At 73.8% G+C, this 20,480-nt stretch carries 13 protein-coding genes and 1 pseudogene; 6 read left to right on the top strand and 8 right to left on the bottom strand.

Annotated elements, in window-relative coordinates:
- Positions 1 to 26: 26 nt before the first annotated feature.
- Together solA and ADK86_RS40965 are read left to right on the top strand one after the other, a co-directional pair.
- Positions 27 to 1,232, top strand: coding sequence for an N-methyl-L-tryptophan oxidase (solA, locus tag ADK86_RS18140; RefSeq protein WP_053697517.1), 1,206 nt, complete (start codon positions 27 to 29; stop codon positions 1,230 to 1,232).
- A pseudogene (locus ADK86_RS40965) lies at positions 1,229 to 2,365 on the top strand (aromatic ring-hydroxylating oxygenase subunit alpha); the annotation flags it as partial. The gene solA and the pseudogene ADK86_RS40965, both read left to right, overlap by 4 nt.
- Here the strand turns inward: ADK86_RS40965 and ADK86_RS18135 are convergent.
- The 7 genes from ADK86_RS18135 to ADK86_RS18105 all read right to left on the bottom strand — a co-directional run bounded on the left by ADK86_RS18135 (position 2,346) and on the right by ADK86_RS18105 (position 13,038).
- Positions 2,346 to 7,085 carry a hypothetical protein gene (locus ADK86_RS18135; protein WP_053697516.1) on the bottom strand — a complete coding sequence of 1,580 codons (4,740 nt, stop codon included), beginning with the start codon at positions 7,083 to 7,085 and terminating at the stop codon, positions 2,346 to 2,348. The pseudogene ADK86_RS40965 and the gene ADK86_RS18135 overlap by 20 nt on opposite strands.
- 81 nt (positions 7,086 to 7,166) lie before the next feature.
- Positions 7,167 to 8,063 (bottom strand): hypothetical protein, encoded by an 897-nt coding sequence (locus ADK86_RS18130; RefSeq protein WP_053697536.1) that lies wholly within the window; start codon positions 8,061 to 8,063, stop codon positions 7,167 to 7,169.
- A 130-nt stretch (positions 8,064 to 8,193) separates the two neighbouring features.
- Entirely contained in the window at positions 8,194 to 9,735 is a 1,542-nt protein-coding gene (locus ADK86_RS18125; protein WP_053697515.1) for a hypothetical protein, read from the bottom strand.
- 56 nt (positions 9,736 to 9,791) lie between these two features.
- On the bottom strand, positions 9,792 to 10,445 hold the full coding sequence (pcp, locus tag ADK86_RS18120; protein WP_053697514.1) for a pyroglutamyl-peptidase I: 654 nt from the start codon (positions 10,443 to 10,445) through the stop codon (positions 9,792 to 9,794).
- 73 nt (positions 10,446 to 10,518) lie between these two features.
- Positions 10,519 to 11,487, bottom strand: coding sequence for a DUF979 domain-containing protein (locus ADK86_RS18115; RefSeq protein WP_003985617.1), 969 nt, complete (start codon positions 11,485 to 11,487; stop codon positions 10,519 to 10,521).
- Entirely contained in the window at positions 11,484 to 12,191 is a 708-nt protein-coding gene (locus ADK86_RS18110; RefSeq protein ID WP_053697513.1) for a DUF969 domain-containing protein, read from the bottom strand. The genes ADK86_RS18115 and ADK86_RS18110 overlap by 4 nt, the downstream gene beginning before the upstream one ends.
- A 121-nt stretch (positions 12,192 to 12,312) precedes the next feature.
- A complete protein-coding gene (locus ADK86_RS18105; protein ID WP_053697512.1) occupies positions 12,313 to 13,038 on the bottom strand; it encodes a GntR family transcriptional regulator in 726 nt (241 codons plus the stop codon).
- Positions 13,039 to 13,291: 253 nt separating this feature from the next.
- On the opposite strand from ADK86_RS18105, the gene ADK86_RS18100 reads away from it, so the two are divergent.
- The 3 genes from ADK86_RS18100 to ADK86_RS18090 are packed head-to-tail and all read left to right on the top strand — an operon-like array spanning position 13,292 to position 15,629.
- A complete protein-coding gene (locus ADK86_RS18100) occupies positions 13,292 to 14,068 on the top strand; it encodes a LamB/YcsF family protein (protein WP_053697511.1) in 777 nt (258 codons plus the stop codon).
- A 41-nt stretch (positions 14,069 to 14,109) separates the two neighbouring features.
- Positions 14,110 to 14,745, top strand: a complete 636-nt coding sequence (pxpB, locus tag ADK86_RS18095) for a 5-oxoprolinase subunit PxpB (RefSeq protein ID WP_053697535.1) — start codon at positions 14,110 to 14,112, stop codon at positions 14,743 to 14,745.
- A complete protein-coding gene (locus tag ADK86_RS18090; protein WP_053697510.1) occupies positions 14,742 to 15,629 on the top strand; it encodes a biotin-dependent carboxyltransferase family protein in 888 nt (295 codons plus the stop codon). The genes pxpB and ADK86_RS18090 overlap by 4 nt, the downstream gene beginning before the upstream one ends.
- Here the strand turns inward: ADK86_RS18090 and ADK86_RS18085 are convergent.
- On the bottom strand, positions 15,606 to 19,268 hold the full coding sequence (locus tag ADK86_RS18085) for a hydantoinase B/oxoprolinase family protein (protein WP_053697509.1): 3,663 nt from the start codon (positions 19,266 to 19,268) through the stop codon (positions 15,606 to 15,608). The genes ADK86_RS18090 and ADK86_RS18085 overlap by 24 nt on opposite strands.
- A gap of 335 nt (positions 19,269 to 19,603) precedes the next feature.
- Between ADK86_RS18085 and ADK86_RS18080 the strand changes: the two genes are divergently transcribed.
- The gene (locus ADK86_RS18080; protein WP_053697508.1) at positions 19,604 to 20,467 is read left to right on the top strand and encodes an isocitrate lyase/PEP mutase family protein; all 864 of its coding nucleotides are present in this window, start codon (positions 19,604 to 19,606) and stop codon (positions 20,465 to 20,467) included.
- Positions 20,468 to 20,480 lie beyond the last annotated feature (13 nt).

Below are 20,480 nucleotides of genomic sequence, written 5' to 3'. Positions count from 1 at the left end.
TGTTCCCACCGACCCGGGAGGTCCGCTTGTCCCCCACCTATGACGTGATCGTGCTGGGCCTCGGCGGCATGGGCAGCGCCGCGGCCCACCACCTGGCCGCGCGCGGCGCCCGCGTACTGGGTCTGGAGAAGTTCGGGCCGGTGCACGCGCACGGCTCCAGCCACGGCGGCTCGCGCATCACGCGCCAGTCGTACTTCGAGGACCCGGCGTACGTACCGCTGCTGCTGCGCGCCTACGAGCTGTACGAGGAACTGGAGCGCGCCACCGGGCGGCGGATCGCCACACTGTGCGGCGGGGTGATGCTCGGGCGGCCGGAGAGCCGTACCGTCGCCGGGTCGCTGCGCTCCGCCCGCACCTGGGACCTGCCGCACGAGATGCTGGACGCGCGGGAGGTCCGGCGCCGCTTCCCGACGCTGACGCCGGCCGTCGGCGAGGTCGCGCTGTACGAGGCCCGCGCCGGGTTCCTGCGCCCGGAGAACACCGTGGCCGCACAGCTCCAGCTCGCCACCCAGGGCGGCGCCGACCTGCGTTTCCAGGAACCGGTCACCCGGTGGGAGGCGCTGCCGGGCGGCCGGGGCGTTCGGGTGCACACGCCTGAAGACGCTTACACAGCGGGTCAGTTGGTGATCTGTCCCGGTGCCTGGGCGCCGGAGCTGCTGGCCGGGCTCGGGGTGGCGTTCTCCGTGGAGCGCCAGATCATGCACTGGTTCGAGCCCGCGGGCGGCACCGGCCCGTACGTCCCGGAGCGGCACCCCATCTACATCTGGGAGGACGCCGCCGGCGTACAGATCTACGGCTTTCCCGCGATCGACGGGCCGGGGCGCGGCGCCAAGGTGGCGTTCTTCCGCCGGGGAACGGTCTGCACGCCGGAGACCATCGACCGGACCGTGCACGAGGACGAGGTGCGGGCGATGGCCGGGCAGGCGGCGCGGCTGCTGCCGTCGCTGCCCGGCCGCCACCTGAAGTCCGTCACCTGTATGTACACCAACACCCCCGACGAGCACTTCGTCCTCGCCCGGCACCCCGCACACCCCGACGCCGTGACCGTGGCCTGCGGCTTCTCCGGGCACGGCTTCAAGTTCGTGCCGGTGGTGGGCGAGATCCTCGCCGATCTGGCGCTGACCGGGGACACCGCGCACCCGGTCGGCCTGTTCGCGCCCGAGCGCCTGGTCGCCGCCGCCCCGGCCACCGCCCCCTCCCCCGCCCCGTCCGCCCCAGGAGGCGTCCGATGACCCTCGCCCCCGAGACCGCCGGAGACACCCCGGCCAGCAGCCTCACCACCACCCTGCCCGGCGCCTTCTACACCGACCCGGAAACCTTCCGCCGGGAACAGCGGCACATCTTCGAGTCCCGGTGGTTCTGCGCGGTACGCGCCGCCGACCTGCCGCGGCCGGGCGCCTTCCGTACGGTGCAGGTGGGCCGGGAGAGCGTGCTCGTCGTCCGCAACCGGCGCGGCGGCTTCGGCGCGTACCTCAACGTGTGCCGCCACCGGGGCGCCCGGCTGTGCACCGAGGAGTCCGGCGAGGTGCGGCGCAACCTCCAGTGCCCGTACCATGCCTGGACCTACGACCTGGACGGACGGCTGGTGGCCGCGCCCAACCTCCAGCGGATGCCGGACATGGACCGCTCCGAACGCGGGCTGCTGCCGGTCGGGCTGCGGGAGTGGCTGGGGTATGTGTGGGTGTGCCTGGCCGACGAGCCGCCGTCGTTCGAGGAGACGGTGGCCGGTGCGGTCGGCGAACGGCTGGGCGGCGTCGAGGCGATCGAGCGGTACGGGATGGCGGGGCTGGACCTCGGGCGGCGCGTCACCTACGACGTGCGCGCCAACTGGAAGCTGATCGTCGAGAACTTCATGGAGTGCTACCACTGCGCCACCATCCATCCCGAACTGACCGATGTGCTCCCGGAGTTCGCGGACGGGTACGCCGCGCAGTACTACGTCGGGCACGGCGCGGCGTTCGCGGAGGAGGCCGAGGGGTTCACCGTCGACGGCAGCGGCGGCTTCGCCCGGATCGCGGGCATCGAGGAGAGCCAGGACCGCCGCTACTACGCCATCACCGTACGCCCGCAGGTCTTCCTCAATCTGGTGCCCGACCACGTCATCGTGCACCGGATGTTCCCGCTGGCCGCGGACCGCACGGTGGTGGAGTGCGACTGGCTCTACGCCCCCGAGGTGGTGGCCTCGGGGGCCGACCTGTCGCGGTCGGTGGAGCTCTTCCACCGGGTCAACACGCAGGACTTCGCGGCCTGCGAGCGGACCCAGCCCGCGATGGACTCGCGGGCCTACCGGGCCGGCGGGGTGCTCGTCCCGAGCGAGCACCACATCGCCGACTTCCACCGGTGGGTCATTCGGCTGCTGCCGGGGGCTCCGGGTGCTCCCGAGCCTCCTGGTTGTCCTGAGGCTCAGGGGACTCCGGCCGGTCCTGCGGCTGCTCGTCCTCGGGACGGCGGTACATCCGCGTCGCCGTGATCTGCCCGTGCACCGGCTCCGACTCCGGGTCCTGCTGCGGCAGACCGGGGCGCAGATGCTCCTCGACGCTGATGTACTTCAGCCCGGCCCGCAGGTCCGCGTCGTTGCGCAGGCGGATGACCAGCGGGAACTCGGCGAGTGCGGTGGTGTCGAAGAGGCCGGTGGTGTAGAGCAGCTGAACGCCCAGCGCGTCGGCGACGGCGCGCTGGAGCTCCAGCAGGTACGTCGCGTTGGCGCGGCCGATGGGGTTGTCCAGGAACAGCGTGCCGGCGTGCCGCTGCTTGTCGCGGCCGCGGTCGTTGCTGCGCAGCGCGGCCATGGTGCAGTACAGGGCGATGGCCGCGGTCAGCAGCTGGCCGCCGGAGAACACGTCGCCCATCTGCCCGACCGGCACGCGCTCGGCGCGCAGCACCGCGTCCGGCTTGAGGATCTCCACCGCCACGCCGCGCGGCTGGAGCGCCGCGCTGACGCCGCGCAGCAGCAGGGACATGCCGTCCCGGCGCAGGTCGCTGTTCTTCTTGACCGCCGAGCGGGTCGCCTCGTCGATCACCTCGCCCAGCCGCTCGGTGAGCGTGGCCTGGTCCGGGTCGTCGAAGCGGATGCGCAGGAACTCCTGTCCGGACCACTCCCCCAGGCCCCCGGGCAGCTGGGAGAGCCGCTGGGCGGAGCGGAGCGTCGCCAGCGACGATTCCACCAGGCCGCGCAGCCGGTCCACGATGCTGTCGCGGTTGCGCTCCAGCTGCTCCAGCTCGTCGGTGAGCACCCGCAGGCGGGGCGCGAAGGCCTCGGCCCACTTGGCGGCGTGGTCGGGCAGCGCCGCCGCGGGCAGTTCGCGGATCTGCTGGCGGGCGGGCGTGCGGACCTGCTCGTACTTGGTGGAGTTGGCGTGCCGTACGAGCACGTCGCTGGCCTCGCGGACCGCCGACTCGGCCGCCGACAGATCGCTCGCGCAGCCGCGCAGCGAACGGCGGGACTCGGCCGCGGCCTGCCGCGCGTCCTCCAGGCGCCCGGCGTACGGCTCGGGGCGCTCGCCCTCGTCCTCCTGGGTGTCGCGCAACAGGTCGCGCAGCATGGCGGCGATCTCGTCGAAGCCGGTGGCGGCGTCCTCGGCGGCGCGGTGGGCGCGCAGCAGCTCGGTGTGGGTGGCGCGGGCGGTCTCCAGCGCGTCGTCGGCGGTGGCCAGTTCGGCGTTCGCGGTGCGCAGCAGTTCCTTCGCGCGGTCCGCGTCGGCGGGGATCATGTCCTCGGGCAGCTCGGTGTGCGCCTCGCCGTCGGCCGGGGCGAGCCGCTCGGCCTCGCCGCGCAGGCGGCCGAGCTGTTCGCTGGCGGCCGAGGCGCGCGACTCCAGCCGGGAGACCAGGGCCTCGGCGCGGGCGGCGGCGGCCTGCCGGGACGGGCCGTCGGCGGCGTCGGGGCTGTCCAGAAGCTGTTCGGCGCGGGTGCGGACCTTGTTGGTGAGACGGTTCAGCTCGGCGAGCGCTGCGCTCTCGTCGCCTTCCGCGCGGGCCTGTTCGGCGCGCAGGTCGGCGCCGACGCCCACCTTTTCGTAGAGCTGGGAGGCGGCGCGGTACGCCTCGCGGAGCGCGGGCAGGGAAGCGGCGGCGGGCTCGGTGCCGTCCTCGCCGATGTCGTCGGGCACGCCCGCGATCTCGGCGCGCTCGGCGCGCAGCGCGTGGGCCGTGCGCCGGGCGTCGTCGGCGGCGCGCTGGGCGGTGCGGCGGTCCTCGTCGGCGGCCCGCGCCCGGTCCACGCACTCCTCGGCGCGCGCTTCCAACTCGGCGCTTTCGTCGGCGAGTTCACGCAGCCGGGCCTGCCAGTTGGCGCGCTCGCGCAGCCGGTGGGCAAGCCCGGCGAGGGCGTCGGCGACCCGGCGGGCGCGCTGGGCGGCCTCCTGCCGCTGGTCGCGCACGCGCGCGGCTTCGGCGGCCTCCTCGTCGGTCTCGGCCCGTACCGCACGCATCTCGGCCAGTTCGGCGGCGGCGGTGTCCGCGGTCGTACGGGCCTCCTCGGCGGCGGTGGCCAGTTCGGCGAGGCGGCCGGGCGGGCAGCCCGTACGCCAGGAGGAGAGGCGGGCGGCCAGCGCGCGGTCACCGGCCAGCCGGGCGGCCAGCGCGCGGATCTCCTCGTCCCGCTCTATGGCGCGCGCCCGCAGCGCCTGGCGCTCCTCGTCGGCGGCGGACTCGTCGTGCATGGCCGGGTTCGGCGGGACGAGGAAGACGCCGCTGTCCTGGGCGTCCGGCGCGGGCGTGGGCGCGAGGAGGGCCGCGGCGGTGCCGACGGCGACGGTGGAGCGCGGCAGCAGCGCGGCCTGCGCGAGCACGTCGCGGGCCCGTGCGTGGGTCTCCGGGTCGGTGATGATCACGCCGTCGACCAGCTCGGGGCGGGCGGCCAGCACGCGGGTGTGGTCGGCGGGGTCGACGGACTGGGCCAGATAGCGCCAGCCGGGCAGCGCGGGGACGCCGTGCTCGCCCAGATACTCGACGGCGGCCAGCACATCGGGCCCCGGCGGCAGCAGGCCGCCGTCGCCCAGCGCGCCGAGGATGCGGGCGTCGTCGGCGGCGGCGGTGCGCAGGTCGAAGAGCTGGCGCTCGGCAAAGGCCACGCTCTCGTCGAGCAGTTCGCGCAGGTCGTCGGCGTTGCGGTCGAGTTCCTCGGCGGTCAGGGGGCCTTCGGAGGCGGGGCGGCGGACGCGGTGGGATTCCTCCGGGGTGTCCGCGGGCTGTCCCGAACGGGGTCCGGGCACGCCCGCCTTGGGCGCCGCCTGCGGCAGTCCCAGCAGGTCGGCGAGCCGCTGCTCGGCGCCGATCGACTCGGCGGCCCGGCGCTCGGCCTCGTACGCCCGCTCCGCGGCCTGGGCGGCGTCCTCGGCGCGGGCCGCGGCCAGTTCGGCGGCGGCGAGCCGGGTGGCGGCCTCCCGGGCCCGGTCGGCGGCGCCGGCCGCGGCCTCGCGCGCCGCGTCCCAGCCCTCGACCGTGGACTTCTCCGCGTCCGCGGCGGCGAGCGCGGCGCGGGCCGGGTCGGCGTCCGGCGCCGAGTCGTCGAGCCAGCCGGCCTTGACGGCCTCGGCGGTCTCCTGCTCGACCTCGGCGAGCCGCTGCTTGAGATGTTCGGCCTCGCTGCGGGCGCGCTGGGCGTGGGTGGCGGCGGCGGTGGCGTCGCGGTGCGCGGTGTCGCTGGTCTCCTGGAGGGCGGCGGAGCGTTCCTCCTGCTCGTTGGCGATGCCCTCGCTGACGTCGGCGGCGGCCTGGAGGGCGCGCACCAGCTCACCGGCGGCCTTCGAGCGGGCGGCGAGCGCGGGGGCCGCGTCCCGCTCGGCTTCGCGGATCGCGGCAGCGACACGGGTGGCCCGGTCGGCGGCGGCGCGGTGGCGCAGCACCGTTTCGGCGGCCTGCCAGGCGGAGTGCAGCGTACGGGCGTCGTTGAGCTCGCGGCGCTGGGCCGCGGCGCCCTTCTCGGCGGCGGCCAGCGCGAGCGAGGCGTGCCGGTAGGCGATCTCGGCGGAGATCAGGGCGCGGCGCTCGCGCACCCGCTCGGCGTCGGTGACCGCGTGCGCGGCGGTGGCGACCTGCTCGGCGAACTCGGCGGCCCGGCCGCGCTCCTCGGTGCCGCGGGCGTGCAGCCGCTGGGCGAGGGTACGGGTGCGGCGTTCGGCTCCGGCGTGCACGTCACGGGCGGTCTCGCGCTGCTCGGCGGCGTCCGCGATGCGGGACAGCAGGTCCAGCGAGCCGGCCGTGAAGTCGCGCTCGGCGGTCAGCTCGGCGCGACGGCCCAGCTTGTGCGCGAAGCCGTGCACGAGGTCGGCGAGCCCGTCGGTGTCGCGGGTGTCGGTGACCGCGCGCAGCAGCAGGTCGGTGAAGTCGGAGTCGTTCTTGACCGCGAAGAGGCCGGCCGCCTCGCCCTCGTCGGCGTTCATCTCCCGCTGGTAGCGGAAGAGTTCGGGGTCCAGGCCCAGTTCGCCGAGGTGCTCGTTCCACCGCTCGTGGATCTCGACCCAGGAGACGTCCAGGTTGGGGTAGTTCTTGCCGGCCTCGACCAGGGCGTCGCGGAAGCCCTTCATCGTACGGCGGCGGCCCCGGGCCCCCGAGGCGCCCTCCGCCGGCTCACCGCGCGGCCGTACGACGGTGGCCTCGGCGACCGGCAGCGAGTCCAGGCTCATGCCGGGGCCGGGCCGGAAGCTGTACCACGCCTCGGCGAACTTGCGCGGGTCGTTGGAGACCTGCCGGCCGCGCCACTCGCTGACCTTGCCGACCACGATGGACTCGCCGGTGAGGGTGTGCTGCCACTCCAGGGCGACATGGCCGCAGTCGTCGGCGAGCAGGAACTTGCGCAGCACGCCGGAGCTGGCGCCGCCCAGGGTGTTGCGGTGGCCCGGCAGCATCACCGAGAAGATCAGCTTGAGCAGGACGGATTTGCCGCCGCCGTTCTCCAGGAAGAGGACGCCGGCGGGGGCGGGCCGGCGGGGCGGGCCGACCGGCTCGTCCTCGAAGAAGTCCGCCTGCGCCGGGGCCGGATCGGGCACCGGCGCGCCGACTCCCCGCAGGTCCAGCACGGTGTCGGCGTAGCGCGCACCGGCGGGCCCGATGGAGTAGAGGCGGACCCGGGACAGCTCGTACATGGCGGCGGACTCTCGTTGTGTGGGCGGACGGTGGTCGGTGGACGGAAGGTCGGTGGGGCCGGTGCGCCCGGCCCCGGGCGGTCAGGAGGAGTGGAAGGGCAGTCCCGCGTCGGAGGCCAGCTCCAGGTCGTCGGTGTCCTCGGCGGGCAGCAGGGTGGCGCCGCCGTCGCTGACGGGGACCACACCCAGCTCCAGCAGCTCGGCCATGGCGGCGCTGCCCGCCATGTCGCGCACCTGGAGCTGGTAGCGGGCGGTGGTGCGGTAGGCGCCGCCGGCGTCGTCGCCGGTGCGCTGGAGGAAGCCGGAGTCGACGAGGAAGGCGACGGCCTTGGCGATAATGCCGGTGGTCGAACCGGCCAGCCGCCGCGCGTCCTTGGTGGCGCCGGTGGAGCTGCGCCGCGCGTACGTCCGCCAGGCGGCTTCGAGGCCGGGCGCGTCGGTGGCCGGGTCGGTGTTCTCGCCCTGCTCCTCGGCGCGCTCCTCCAGGCGGCGGCACGCCTGCCGGACGAAGGCGTCCACGCCGTTGACGGTGATACGGCCGATATAGCCGTCGTCGGCGAGGTCCTCGGGGCGGGGGAAGGCCAGCGCGGCGACGGCGAGGTGGGCCAGGCCGTGCAGGAAGCGGTCGGCGGAGTCGGCGGAGGCGCGGCGGGCGTAGTCGCCCATCCGTACGGCGAAGACGGAGTCCTCGTCGGCGGTGACGGCCATGCCGGCGCGCGGGGACACCTCCAGGACGACCAGGCCGAGGCCGGTGGCGACGGCGTCGGCCAGGCGCGCGAAGGCGGGCTCGTCGCGGTACCTGCGGAGCAGTTCGCCGTACTCGGCGTCGCGGGCGGGCAGCAGCTTGGGCTGGAGCCCGAAGGAGACGAGGCGGGCGGCGTCCGCGGCGTCGGCGGGCGTCACGGGCGCGGGGCCCGCGGGCTCGGCCGGGCCCGGCCCGGGCGCGGACCAGGCCGGGTGGTCCGCCGCGCCGGTCAGGTCCCCCTGCGCCGGGGCCTCGGCGCCGTCCCCAGCGCCGGTTCCGTACTCACTCACGCCCGCACCTCCATGACAACTTCCTTGTGACGCCCTGCCTTTGGCGTCCTGTGCGCGCTCCGCCCGGCCGGCATCACGCCACCTCCGACCGGTCCGCCGCCATGCCCGCCGCGTCCAGCAGGGCCTTGCCGACGATCAGGTCGGCGCCGCCGAACTCCGGGTCGTCGAGCACGGTGCCGTCGTCGACGGCGAAGAGCAGCTGCTGTTCGCCCTGGCGGTAGGCGGTGCCGACCGGCGGGCTGGCCGCGTGCACCGCCATCAGGGCGACCAGATACGGCAGGTCGGGGTCGCTGCGGCGGGCCTCGGCCAGCAGGCCGGACAGCCGGCGCGGCGCGTCGGCGGGCAGGTCGAGCAGCGCGGTGGCCGCTTCGAGCTGCTCCTCGGAGAAGCGGCTGTCGTCCGGGGTGGCGATCAGGTCGGGCTCGGGCATCTCGGCGCCCAGGTGCTCGCGCTCGACGGGCGGCTGGAACAGCAGGCCGACGAGGTCGCCGAGCCGTACGGACGTGCCCGTACGGAAGCCGGTGCCGCGCGCGAAGAAGGCGTCGGTGACCCGGATCGCCTGCTCCACGGGCAGCGGCAGCACCGGGGCGACCAGCTGGCCGTACAGGTCGAGGCCGGAGCGCCCGGCGGGCGGCGCGAACGCCTGGCGGTCCTGCTCGGCGCGGAAGAGGGGACCGGCCTCCAGCAGCCGGGACTGGAGCTGGGTGTGCCGGCGGATGCAGTCCTTGACGATGTCGACCAGTTCGGCGGCGCGGCGCTTGTGCTCCGGGTCCTCGGCCTCGTCGCGGGCCTTGCGGATGTTGGTGAGGATGGCGTTCTCGTGGCGGTAGCGCTCGGCGACGTGGTCGAGGGCTTCGGTGATCATGTCGGGGACGGCGCGCAGCCAGTCCACCGCGCGGACGTTGCGCCGGGTGGCGTCGAGGGTGCGGCGCAGCGTTTCGGCGTACTGCACGGTGCGGTAGCGGGCCTGCTCGGCGGCGAGCTGGGCGTCCGCCAGCCGGCCGCGGCTGATGAGCACCTCCAGCTTGACCTCGGCGGCGATCTGGGCGCTCGTCACGTCCGTGTCCAGCGCGCCGACCAGGACGTTGACGGCCTCGTCGGTCGTACGGAGGTAGACACCGCCGCCGGGCCCGGGGACCTCCTCGATGAGCTTGAAGTCGTAGTCGCGGCGGATGTACTCGCCCTCGGGGCCGAAGGTGCCGTACACGGCGCGGAAGCCGCGGTCGACGCTGCCGACGTTGATGAGGTTCTCCAGCACCCAGCGGGCGACGCGCTCGTGCTCGGCGGCGGGGCGGTGCGGGGTCTGCGCGGCGACGCGCGGCAGCAGCCTGGCCACTATCTGCTCGTGGTCGGCGCCGGTGTCGAAGTCCATGTGCAGGGTGACCAGGTCGATGGCGGCGAGCGCCACCTCCGCCATCGCATACACCCCGTACTCGCCGGCGAGGTTGGCCTTGCGCGTGTCCAGGTCGTGCAGCGGGGCCGTGCACGCGAGGGCGCGCAGCCGGCGGGCCAGGCCCTCGTCGGCGGCCGGGCCCGGCGCGGGCCGGGCGCCGCCTTCGGGCCGGGCCGGGCCGTTGAGCTGGGACGCAGCGGTCCCCGGGGCAGGAAAAGTCACGTCGCACAGAGTAGGCGCTCACACTGACAACGGACGAAACGGCACGGGCTCCGACGTCAGTGCGTGGCGCCGCCGACGACCTTGATGTCCGTATTTGTGCGCGCGGCGGTGGCAGCGATCACACGCAGCCCCTCGGCGACAGCGCTCACCGGGAGTGAGGGCAGCGACCGGTCGGTGACCTGTCCGGGAGCGTACGGCACGTGCACGAAGCCGCCGCGCAGCGCGGGCCGCTCGGTGGCGATCAGGTGCATCAGGTCGTAGAAGACGTGGTTGCAGACGAAGGTGCCGGCGGTGTTCGAGACGGAGGCGGGCAGTCCCGCCTCGCGCACGGCGGCCACGCACGCCTTGACGGGCAGCGCCGCGAAGTAGGCGGCGGGGCCGCCGGTGACGACCGGCTCGTCGATGGGCTGGGCGCCGGAGACGTCGGGGATGCGGGCGTCGTCGATGTTGACGGCGATCCGTTCCACGGTCAGGTCGGGGCGCCCGCCCGCCTGTCCGACGCACAGCACCAGGTCCGGGTCGTGCGCCGCGACGGCCTCGCGGAGCGCGGTGCGCGAGCGCCCGAAGACGCAGGGCAGTTCGACGGCGGTCATCTCCAGCCCGTCGGGCGGGGTGGCGGCGGCGTCGCGCACCGCCTCCCAGGAGGGGTTGGTGCGCTCGCCCTCGAAGGGTTCGAATCCGGTGAGCAGGACTCGGGTCGTCCGCGTCATGGGCTGTTCCTGTGGTTCGTGCGGCGCACCTGTCAGGAGGTGCGCGCGGTACGGGCGGGGCGGCAGGCGGACCTCAGAAGGCGAACAGGGCCATGACCACGATGTTGCAGCCGAGCAGGATGCCCGCGGTGGGGAGTTGGGCCTTGATCGGGCCGTACTGGTCCTTCAGTTCCAGCAGGGCCGCCGGGACGATGTTGAAGTTGGCCGCCATCGGGGTCACCAGCGTGCCGCAGAAACCGGCGAGCATGCCGATGGCCAGGACGGCGGGCGCGCTGCCGTGGAAGTGCTCGATGAGCACCGGCCAGCCGACGGCCGCGGTCATCACCGGGAAGGCGGCGAACGCGTTGCCCATGATCACGGTGAACAGGGCCATGCCGACGCAGTAGACGATGACCGCGACGTACAGGGAGTCCTTCGGCAGGATCGAGGTGGTCACCTTGCCGACCTGGGTGCCGACGCCGGAGAGCTGGAAGATGGTGCCGAGGGTGGCGAGCAGCTGCGGCAGCAGCATCGCCCAGCCCATCGCCTCCAGCATGGAGCGCCCGGCCTGCACGGGCACCGCTATCCGCTTCTCGCGCAGCATGATCATGCCGACGACGAGGGCGACGACGGCGCCGATGCCGAGCCCGAGGATGGTCTCGCTGCCCTCCTGGAGGATCGGCTCACCGCCGATCGAGAGCTTCTTGACGACGACCGCGCACAGCAGCGCGACGACCGGGATGGCCAGCGCGGGCACGAACAGCTTGTTGCCCAGCTTCAGGGCGCTCGCCTCGCGCTGCTCGGGCGTGGTGGTGCGCGGCGTGCCGCGCCCGGTGAACCCGAAGCCGGCCAGCACGATCATGACCAGTACGGCCGCGCCCAGCGGTTCGGCGGGGGCCTTCTTCTCGACCACCCAGCTGCTGTAGATGAAGCCGGCGCCGAGCAGGCCCCAGAAGGCGGTGGTGCCGAAGCGCTTGGGGTTGCTGCGGTCGGTGAGCATCTGGGAGGCCATCACCAGGAAGCTCAGGCCGACCAGCCAGTAGAACCACTCTGCCTTGATCACTTGGCTGCTCCCTGGGCGACGGGTTCGATGTTGGCGGCGACCAGCTCGCGTTCCAGGTGCCGGTCCAGGCGCAGCAGCCGCCAGCCGTGCACGGCCAGGGCGCACAGCGCGGTCGGGATGGCCCACAGTGCCAGGTGCAGCGGCTCCAGGTGGGTGTTGTACGTGGTGTTGACGAAGCTGGTGATCAGCAGGATCGAGCCGACCGCGAGGAAGACGTCCTCGCCGAAGAACAGCCCCACGTTGTCCGCGCTGGCGGAGAACGAGCGGACCTTCTCCCGGGACTTCTCGGTCAGCCGCCCGTGCTTGCGCTCGGCGGCGCCCTCGGCCATCGGCACGGCCAGCGGGCGCACGGTCTGCGCGTGCCCAAAGACATGGGTCAGGCCGACGGCCGCGCCGACCTGCCGCATGCCCAGGTACAGGGCGAGGAAGCGGCCGGTGGTGAGCTTGGCGAAGCGGGCGATCAGCCGGCGGGCCTGCTCCTGGAGGCCGTAGCGCTCCAGGAGGCCGATCACCGGCAGCGTGATCGCGAAGATCGTCACCGCCCGGCTGCTCGCGAAGCCGGAGCCGAAGGCCGCCAGGACCTCCCGCGGCGACAGGCCGCCGAGCAGGCCGGTGACGATGCCCGCCACGCCCACGACGAGCAGGGCATTGCGTTTGGTGGCGAAGCCGACCACGACCACGAGCACGCCGAGAAGCACGATCATGGGTCCGCCTTCCGCATACGGGACCTCACGCGGACCGTGAGGAGGATGCGAGGAGGCTAGGTTATTGTTCAACGATCCGACAAGGGGTTGACAGGAGCGAAATACGAGCGCTCCGAGCGCCCTACCGAGCGGCGATGCGCTGGGCGTACGCCCCTGACAACTGGGCCCGCGAATCCTCCAGATAGGACTCCAGCAGCCGCTCCGCCTCCGCCGCTTCCCCCGCCTGGAGCGCTTCGATGATCTGCCGGTTGCGGGTCAGGTACGGCGCGTGGAAGCGGCGCGGATCGTCCATGACGTGGAAGACCAGACGCAGTTCCGCGAGCACGCCGCGCATCAGCTCGTCCATCCGCGGGCTGCCCGCCAGTCCCACCACCGCCTGGTGGAAGCGCAGGTTCGCGGTGCCCAGGTCGCGCCAGGCGCGCTCCTCGAAGGCGGTCTCGCCGGCCCGCACGGCGGCCTCCATCGCGCCCACCGGGTACGGCGGCTCGCCCAGGCTGCGGACCGCGGCGCACTCCACGAGCGTACGGACGCGGTAGATGTCGTCCAGGTCGGCCACCGTCACGATGCGCACGAAGACCCCGCGGTTGAGCTGGTGCACCAGCAGGCGTTCGTGCGTGAGCAGCCGGAACGCCTCGCGCAGGGTGTTGCGGGAGACCCCCAGGGCCCCGCCGATGCTCTCCTCGGACAGCCGCGCGCCGGGCGGGAAGTAGCCCTCGGTGATGCGGTCCCGGAGAATGTCGGCGACCCGCTCCGCGGTGCTGGAGCGCCCCAGCAGCACCCGGTCCCCCGCCAGTTCCGAGACCTCGGCGAGCCGCCGCCGATCGTCCTTCGCCACCTTGCCCGCCATCGCCGACCCCGCCTTCCGCCCCGGTGTGCACCCCGTGTGCCGTGAGCGGCAGTCAATCCCAGATGGCAGAACGAGACAACACACCTCTTGTCGGATCGTTGAACAATCGCCTACGTTGGCCCCATCACCGGTCGGCCCGAAGTGCCCTCAGGGGGAGAGCCACTACGGATACGGGCCGACCGGTCCCCGCAGTCAGTGACCCGCCGCCCGTGCGCCAGCGCGCGGCCGCTTCCGGAACGGACGTACGACTTATATGAGCGACCCGGTGACCGCCCCCCTCGTCGACCTCAACGCCGACCTCGGGGAAGGCTTCGGACGCTGGCAGCTCACCGACGACGAGGCGCTGCTGTCCGTCGTCACCAGCGCCAACGTGGCCTGCGGCTTCCACGCCGGGGACCCGAGCACCATGCGCCGGGTCTGCGAGCTGGCCGCCGAGCGCGGCGTCGTCGTCGGCGCCCAGGTCTCCTACCGCGACCTCGCGGGCTTCGGGCGGCGCGCCATGGACGTACCGCCGCGCGAGCTGGCCGACGAGATCGCGTACCAGATCGGCGCGTTGGAGGTCTTCGCGCGCGCCGCCGGAACCCGGGTCGGCTACGTCAAGCCGCACGGCGCGCTCTACAACCGCTGTGTGCACGACGAGGCGCAGTCCGCCGCCGTCCTGGAGGGCGTACGCACCGCCGGCACCCCCCTGCCGATCCTCGGCCTGCCCGGCTCCCAGCTGCACGAGGCGGCCCGCCGCGTCGGCCTGCCCGTCATCGGCGAGGCGTTCGCCGACCGTGCCTACACCCCTGAGGGGACGCTGGTCTCGCGCCGCGAACCGGGCGCCGTCGTCCACGACCCCGACGAGGTCGTCAAGCGCGCGCTGGGCATGGCGACGGCGGGCACGGTAACGGCCATCGACGGCAGCACCGTACGGATCGAAGCGCGCTCCCTGTGCCTGCACGGCGACACTCCCGGCGCTGCGGACCTCGCCCGGCGGGTGCGCGACGAGCTGACCGCGGCCGGCGTGCGGATCGGCAGCTTCGCGTGAGCACCAACAGCACCAACGGCACCGGCCGTACCCGGCTGCCGCTGCGCCCGCTGCCGGTCGGCGACCACGGGCTGCTGGTCGAGCTGGACGACGCGGCGGCCGTCGAGGCGTTCCACGCCGAGCTGCTGCGCCGCGCCGCCGCCGGCACCCTGCCCGCGGTCCGCGAGATCGTCCCGGCCGCGCGCACGGTCCTGCTCGACGGCCTGGCCGACCCCGGGCGGCTGGCCGCCGAACTGCCCGGCTGGGACGTCCCGCCGGCGACCGCCGACGACCGCCCGGCCGTCGAGATCCCGGTGCGCTACGACGGACCGGACCTCGCCGACGTGGCCGCCCTGTGGGGCACCACTCCCGAGGACGTGGTGCGCATCCACTCCGGCACGGAGTTCCATGTGGCCTTCTGCGGCTTCGCGCCCGGCTTCGGCTATCTGACGGGGCTGCCCGAGCGCCACCACGTGCCGCGCCGGGCCACGCCGCGCACCAAGGTCCCGGTCGGCTCGGTCGCGCTGGCGGGCCCGTACACCGGCGTCTATCCGCGCTCCTCCCCCGGCGGCTGGCAGCTCATCGGCACCAGCGATGTCGAGCTGTGGGACCCGGACCGCGAACCGGCGGCGCTGTTCTCCCCCGGCACCCGCGTCCGCTTCATCCCGGTTTCGACGGAACCCCAGGAGGCCCGATGACCGACCGCGCCTTCTGCGTCGTCCGCGCCGGCGCCCTGACCACCGTCCAGGATCTCGGCCGCGCCGGGCACGCCCACCTCGGCGTGCCGCGCGCGGGCGCCCTGGACGAGCCGGCCCACCGGCTGGCCAACCGCCTCGTGGGCAACCCCGAAACTGCCGCGACTCTGGAGACGACCCTGACCGGCTGTGCCGTACGGGTCCGCACGGCCACCGTCGTCGCGGTGACCGGCGCCCCGTGCCCCGTCACGGTGGACGGCCGCCCCGCCCCCTGGGGCGCGCCGGTCCCGGTCCCGGCGGGCGCGGTGATCGACGCCGGCCCCGCCACCGCCGGACTCCGCTCGTACCTCGCCTTCGCCGGCGGCGTCGCGGCGGAGCCGGTCCTCGGCAGCCGCGCCGCCGACCTGCTGTCCGGGCTCGGGCCCGCGCCGCTGTCCGACGGCTGTGTGCTGCCGCTCGGCGACCCGTACGGCCCGCCCGCGCGCGTGGACCCCGTCGTACGCGCGGGCCTGCCGACCCGGGAGCTGGTACTGCCGTGCGTCCTGGGGCCGCGCGACGACTGGTTCACCGAGGCGGGCCTGCGCACGCTGGCCACCGGGCGCTTCCGGGTGTCCTCGGCGAGCAACCGCATCGGGCTGCGTACGGAGGGTTCGCCCCTGGAGCGGCGCAAGGACGGCGAGCTGCCCAGCGAGGGCATGCCGCTGGGGGCGCTCCAGGTGCCGCCGAACGGCCTGCCGGTGCTGTTCCTCAACGACCATCCCACGACCGGCGGTTACCCGGTCGTCGGAGTGGTGCCGGAGCGGTTCCTCGCGGCGGCGGCCCAGGCGGTGCCGGGGACGCCGGTGCGGTTCGTGCCCCGGCCGTCACGCGCCTCCGTCCGCGGCTGAGCCGGGCGGCCAGGAGCCGTCCGGCTCCCCGTATCCTCCGCCTCCCGGCGTCCGGATCACCAGCACGTCCCCGGCGCCGATCTCCGCCACGTCGCAGCCCTGGAGTGCTTCCTCCGTGCCGTCCGCCCGCCGGATCAGGTTGGCGCCGGTCGCGCCCGGTCCGCCGCCCGCCATGCCGTACGGCGGCACCCGCCGGTGGTTGGTCAGCAGCGCCACCGTCACCGGCTCCAGGAAGCGCAGCCGCCGTTCGGCGCCCCGGCCGCCGCGCCAGCGCCCGTTACCGCCGCTGTCCTCCCGTACGGCGAAGCTCTCGACCCGTACGGGATAGCGCCACTCCAGTACCTCGGGGTCGGTCAGCCGGGAGTTGGTCATGTGGGTCTGCACGGCGTCCGCGCCGTCGAAGCCGTCGCCCGCGCCCGAGCCGCTGGCGACGGTCTCGTAGTACTGCACCCGGTCGTTGCCGAAGGTGAGGTTGTTCATCGTGCCCGAGCCCTCGGCCTGGACGCCGAGCGCGGCGTAGAGCGCGCCGGTGACCGCCTGCGAGGTCTCCACGTTGCCCGCGACGGTGGCCGCGGGATATTCGGGGGCCAGCATCGAGCCGGGCGGGATGCGGACCTCCACCGGCTTCAGGCAGCCGCTGTTGAGCGGGATGTCCTCGGCGACGAGCGTGCGGAAGACGTAGAGCACCGCGGCCATCACCACCGAGCTGGGCGCGTTCGCGTTGCCGGGCAGCTGCGGCGAGGTCCCGGCGAAGTCCAGCACCGCGCTGCGCGCCTCCCGGTCCACGGTGAGCGCGACCTGGATCACCGCGCCGCCGTCGGTCTCGTAGCGGTACGCGCCGTCCTCCAGGCGCGCGATGATGCGGCGTACCGATTCCTCGGCGTTGTCCTGGACGTGTCCCATGTAGGCGCGCACCACGTCGAGCCCGAACTCGCCGATCATCTTGCGCAGCTCGCGGATGCCCTTCTCGTTGGCGGCGATCTGGGCGCGCAGGTCGGCGATGTTGGCGTCCGGGGCCCGCGAGGGGTACGGCCCGGCGGCGAGCAGGGCGCGCGTCTCCTCCTCGCGCAGCTTCCCGTCCCGTACCAGCAGCCAGTTGTCGAAGAGGACGCCCTCCTCCTGGATGGTGCGGCTGAAGGCGGGCATGGAGCCCGGGGTGATGCCGCCGATCTCGGCGTGGTGGCCGCGCGAGGCGACCAGGAACAGCAGCTCCCGCCCCGCCTCGTCGAAGACGGGGGTGACGACGGTGACGTCCGGCAGGTGGGTGCCGCCGTGGTACGGGTCGTTGACCGCGTACACATCGCCCGGCCGCAGGTCCCCCGCGCCCCGCCGCCGCTTGAGCACCTCCTTGATGGACTCGCCCATCGACCCGAGATGCACGGGAATGTGCGGGGCGTTGGCGATGAGGTTGCCCTCGTGGTCGAAGAGGGCACAGGAGAAGTCCAGCCGCTCCTTGATGTTGACCGAGTGGGCGGTGTTCTCCAGGCGCACGCCCATCTGCTCGGCGATCGCCATGAAGAGGCTGTTGAAGACCTCCAGCATGACCGGGTCGGCATCGGTGCCGACCGCGGGGCCGCCCGCGCGCGGCCGGGTCCGGGTCAGCAGCAGATGGCCGCGCTCCCCCGCGCGCGCCTGCCAGCCCGGGTCGAGGACCGTCGTCGCGTCGTCCTCGGCGATGATCGCGGGGCCGGTGAGCGTGTCGCCGGGGCGCAGGTCGTCGCGGGCGTACAGCCCGGTGTCCTGCCGGCGCCCCTGCGCGAACATCCGGACCCGCGCGACCGGCGCCAGCTTCCCGGCCCGCTCCCCCGTCGGCATCTCGTGCCCGGCCGTGCCGCCCGGCGCGCCGACCGCCTCGACCGAGACCGCCTCGGCGATCAGCGGCTTGTCCATGGTGAAGGCGTAGCGCGCGCGGTGCGCCCCGACGAACTCGGCAGCCATCGCCCGCGGCGTGTCCAGCGCCACGGCCAGGGCGGAGTCCGTGCCCGCGTAGCGCAGCATGACGCGGGCCCGGGTGGTGATGCTCTCCTCCGGCACGCCGTCGGCGAGCAGGTCGCGGCGCGTCTGCCCGGCGAGCCGGTCGCACACGCCGTGCACCTCCGCGACGGCCGTGGCGTCCGACTCCGGGTCGATCTCCACCTCGACGGCCTGCTCGCGCATGGCCGTCGCGTCGGCGACCCCGATGCCGTACGCGGACAGCACCCCGGCCAGCGGCGGTACGACGACCGTGCCGATGCCCAGCGCGTCGGCGACCGCGCAGGCATGCTGGCCGCCCGCGCCGCCGAAGCTGGTGAGGACGTAGCGCGTGACGTCGTAACCGCGCTGTACGGAGATCTTCTTGACCGCGTTGGCCATGTTCAGCACGGCGATGTCCAGGAACCCGGCGGCGACCTCCTCGGGGCCGCGCCGGTCGCCGGTGGCCTCGGCCGCCTCCTCGGCCAGGCGGACGAAACGCTCCCGTACCGTCGCGGCGTCCAGCGGCTGGTCGCCGTCCGGGCCGAACACCGCGGGGAAGTGCGCGGGCTGGACGCGGCCGAGCATCACATTGGCGTCCGTGACGGTCAGCGGGCCGCCGCGGCGGTAGCAGGCGGGCCCCGGCACCGCGCCGGCGGAGTCCGGGCCGACCCGGTAGCGCCGCCCGTCGAAGTGCAGGACGGAGCCGCCGCCCGCCGCGACGGTGTGGATGTTCATCATGGGCGCCCGCATCCGTACGCCCGCCACCTCGCTGCCGAAGATCCGCTCGAAGGAACCCGCGTAGTGCGACACGTCGGTGGAGGTGCCGCCCATGTCGAAGCCGATCACCCGGTCGTAGCCGTCGTCGGCCTCGGCGGAGGAGCGGGCCATCCCGACCACGCCGCCCGCGGGGCCGGAGAGCACCGCGTCCTTGCCGCGGAAGTGCGCCGCCTCCCGCAGTCCGCCGTTGGACTGCATGAACATCAGCCGCACGCCCGGGAGTTGGTGCGCGATGCCGTCCACGTACCGGCCGAGGATCGGCGACAGATAGGCGTCCACCACCGTGGTGTCGCCGCGCGGCACCAGCTTCATCAGCGGGCTGACCTCGTGGGAGCAGCTGACCTGGGCGAAGCCCGCCTCCTTGGCGAGGGCGGCCACCGCCTTCTCGTGGTCCGCGTGGCGGTAGCCGTGCAGGAGCACCACCGCCGCGCTGCGCAGCCCGTCCGCATACGCCCGGGCCAGCTCCGCGCGTACCGCGTCCGTCTCCAGCGGCCGTACCACCGCGCCCCGCGCGTCCACCCGCTCCGGAACCTCGATCACCCGCTCGTACAGCGCCTCGGGCAGCACGATGCGGCGGTCGAAGATCCGCGGCCGGTTCTGGTAGGCGATGCGCAGGGCATCCCGGAAGCCCTCGGTGGTCACCAGCACGGTCGGCTCGCCCGTGCGCTCCAGCAGGGCGTTGGTCGCCACGGTGGTACCCATCTTGACCACGGCGATCCGCTCGGCGGGCACCGGTGCGCCGGGCGCCAGGCCCAGCATCATCCGGATGCCGGCCACGGCGGCGTCCTCGGCGTCGCCCGGGCGGTGCGAGAGCAGTTTGCCGGTGACCAGCCTCCCGTCGGGCCGCCGGCCCACCACATCCGTGAACGTGCCGCCCCGGTCGATCCAGAACTCCCAGCGTCCCGTCATACCGCCATTGTGGCAGCGGAGTTGGCGGGCCCGGCGATTTCCGCCCGCCCGCGTGCCCGCCCGGTCCGGCGCGGTGGCGCGCCCGGCACCGGCGGCACCCTCCGGCGTAATTCATCTCTTCTCTTTTACGCCCCCTTGACTTTCAGAGGAAACGTCACTTCAGCAGTGCTTCCATCACTCCATATTAATTCCACAAATACCGCTGTGACCTGCCGCGTTTCCTCGAAAGAGTGCCGCTGCCCGGAATCCTTTTACTCGCTCTTGGTTTCCTGGGACCGTCGGTTCCACGACACCCCAACGGCTCGCGACCGGCGAGTCCGGGAGGCGGGAGAAGCATGCAGTACGGCAGCGCCTTGCGCGAGGCGGTCCGATCGCCTCGTACGACACCGCTCATCGGCATCTACGACATGTATTCGGCTTCCATCGCGGCACAGCACTACGACGGGATGTTCGTCTCGGGGTTCGGCTTCGCCGCGTCCCATTACGGTCTGCCCGACATCGGGTTCATCGCCTGGCCGGACATGGTGCAGTTCGTGGAACGGCTGCGCCTGGCCTTTCCGGCCCACCACCTGCTCGTGGACATCGACGACGGCTATGTGGACCACGAGGTCGCCTGCCACGTGGTCCAGCGCCTGGAGCGCTGCGGCGCCTCCGGGGTGATCCTGGAGGACCAGCGCAGACCGCGCCGGTGCGGTCACGCGGAAGGCAAGCTGATCCTCCCCCTGGAGGAGTACCTGGACAAGCTCAACCTGGTGCTCAGCAGCCGCAAGGACCTGGTCGTGGTGGCGCGTACGGACGCCACGGAGGAGTCGGAGATCGTCCGGCGGGCGGCGGCGCTCGCCGAGACCGACGCGGACGTGGTCCTCGTGGACGGGGTGCGCAGCGTGGAGTGGATCGAGAAGATCCGGTCCGTGGTGGGCGGCAAACCCCTGCTGTTCAACCAGATCGCGGGCGGCAAATCACCCCGCCTCTCGCTCACCGAACTGACCGAACTCGGCGTGGACGTGGCGATCTACAGCACCCCGTGCCTGTTCGCCGCGCACGGCGCCGTCGAAGGCGCGCTGATCGACCTGAAAGCGGCCGACGGACGGCTGCCGGACACGGGCCACACCGGCAGCGTCGAACTGACGGCGGCCACCGAGCTGTTGGAGCGCAACATCAGCAGGCGGCGGACGCACCGCGAACCGACTCCCGTCTGAGACGAGGTTCCCG

The sequence above is a fragment of the Streptomyces sp. NRRL F-5755 genome, from assembly GCF_001279365.1.
GTDB lineage: Bacteria > Actinomycetota > Actinomycetes > Streptomycetales > Streptomycetaceae > Streptomyces > Streptomyces rimosus.
Note: the sequence above shows the minus strand (reverse complement) of the source record. Positions and strands in the feature narration are given on the sequence as shown.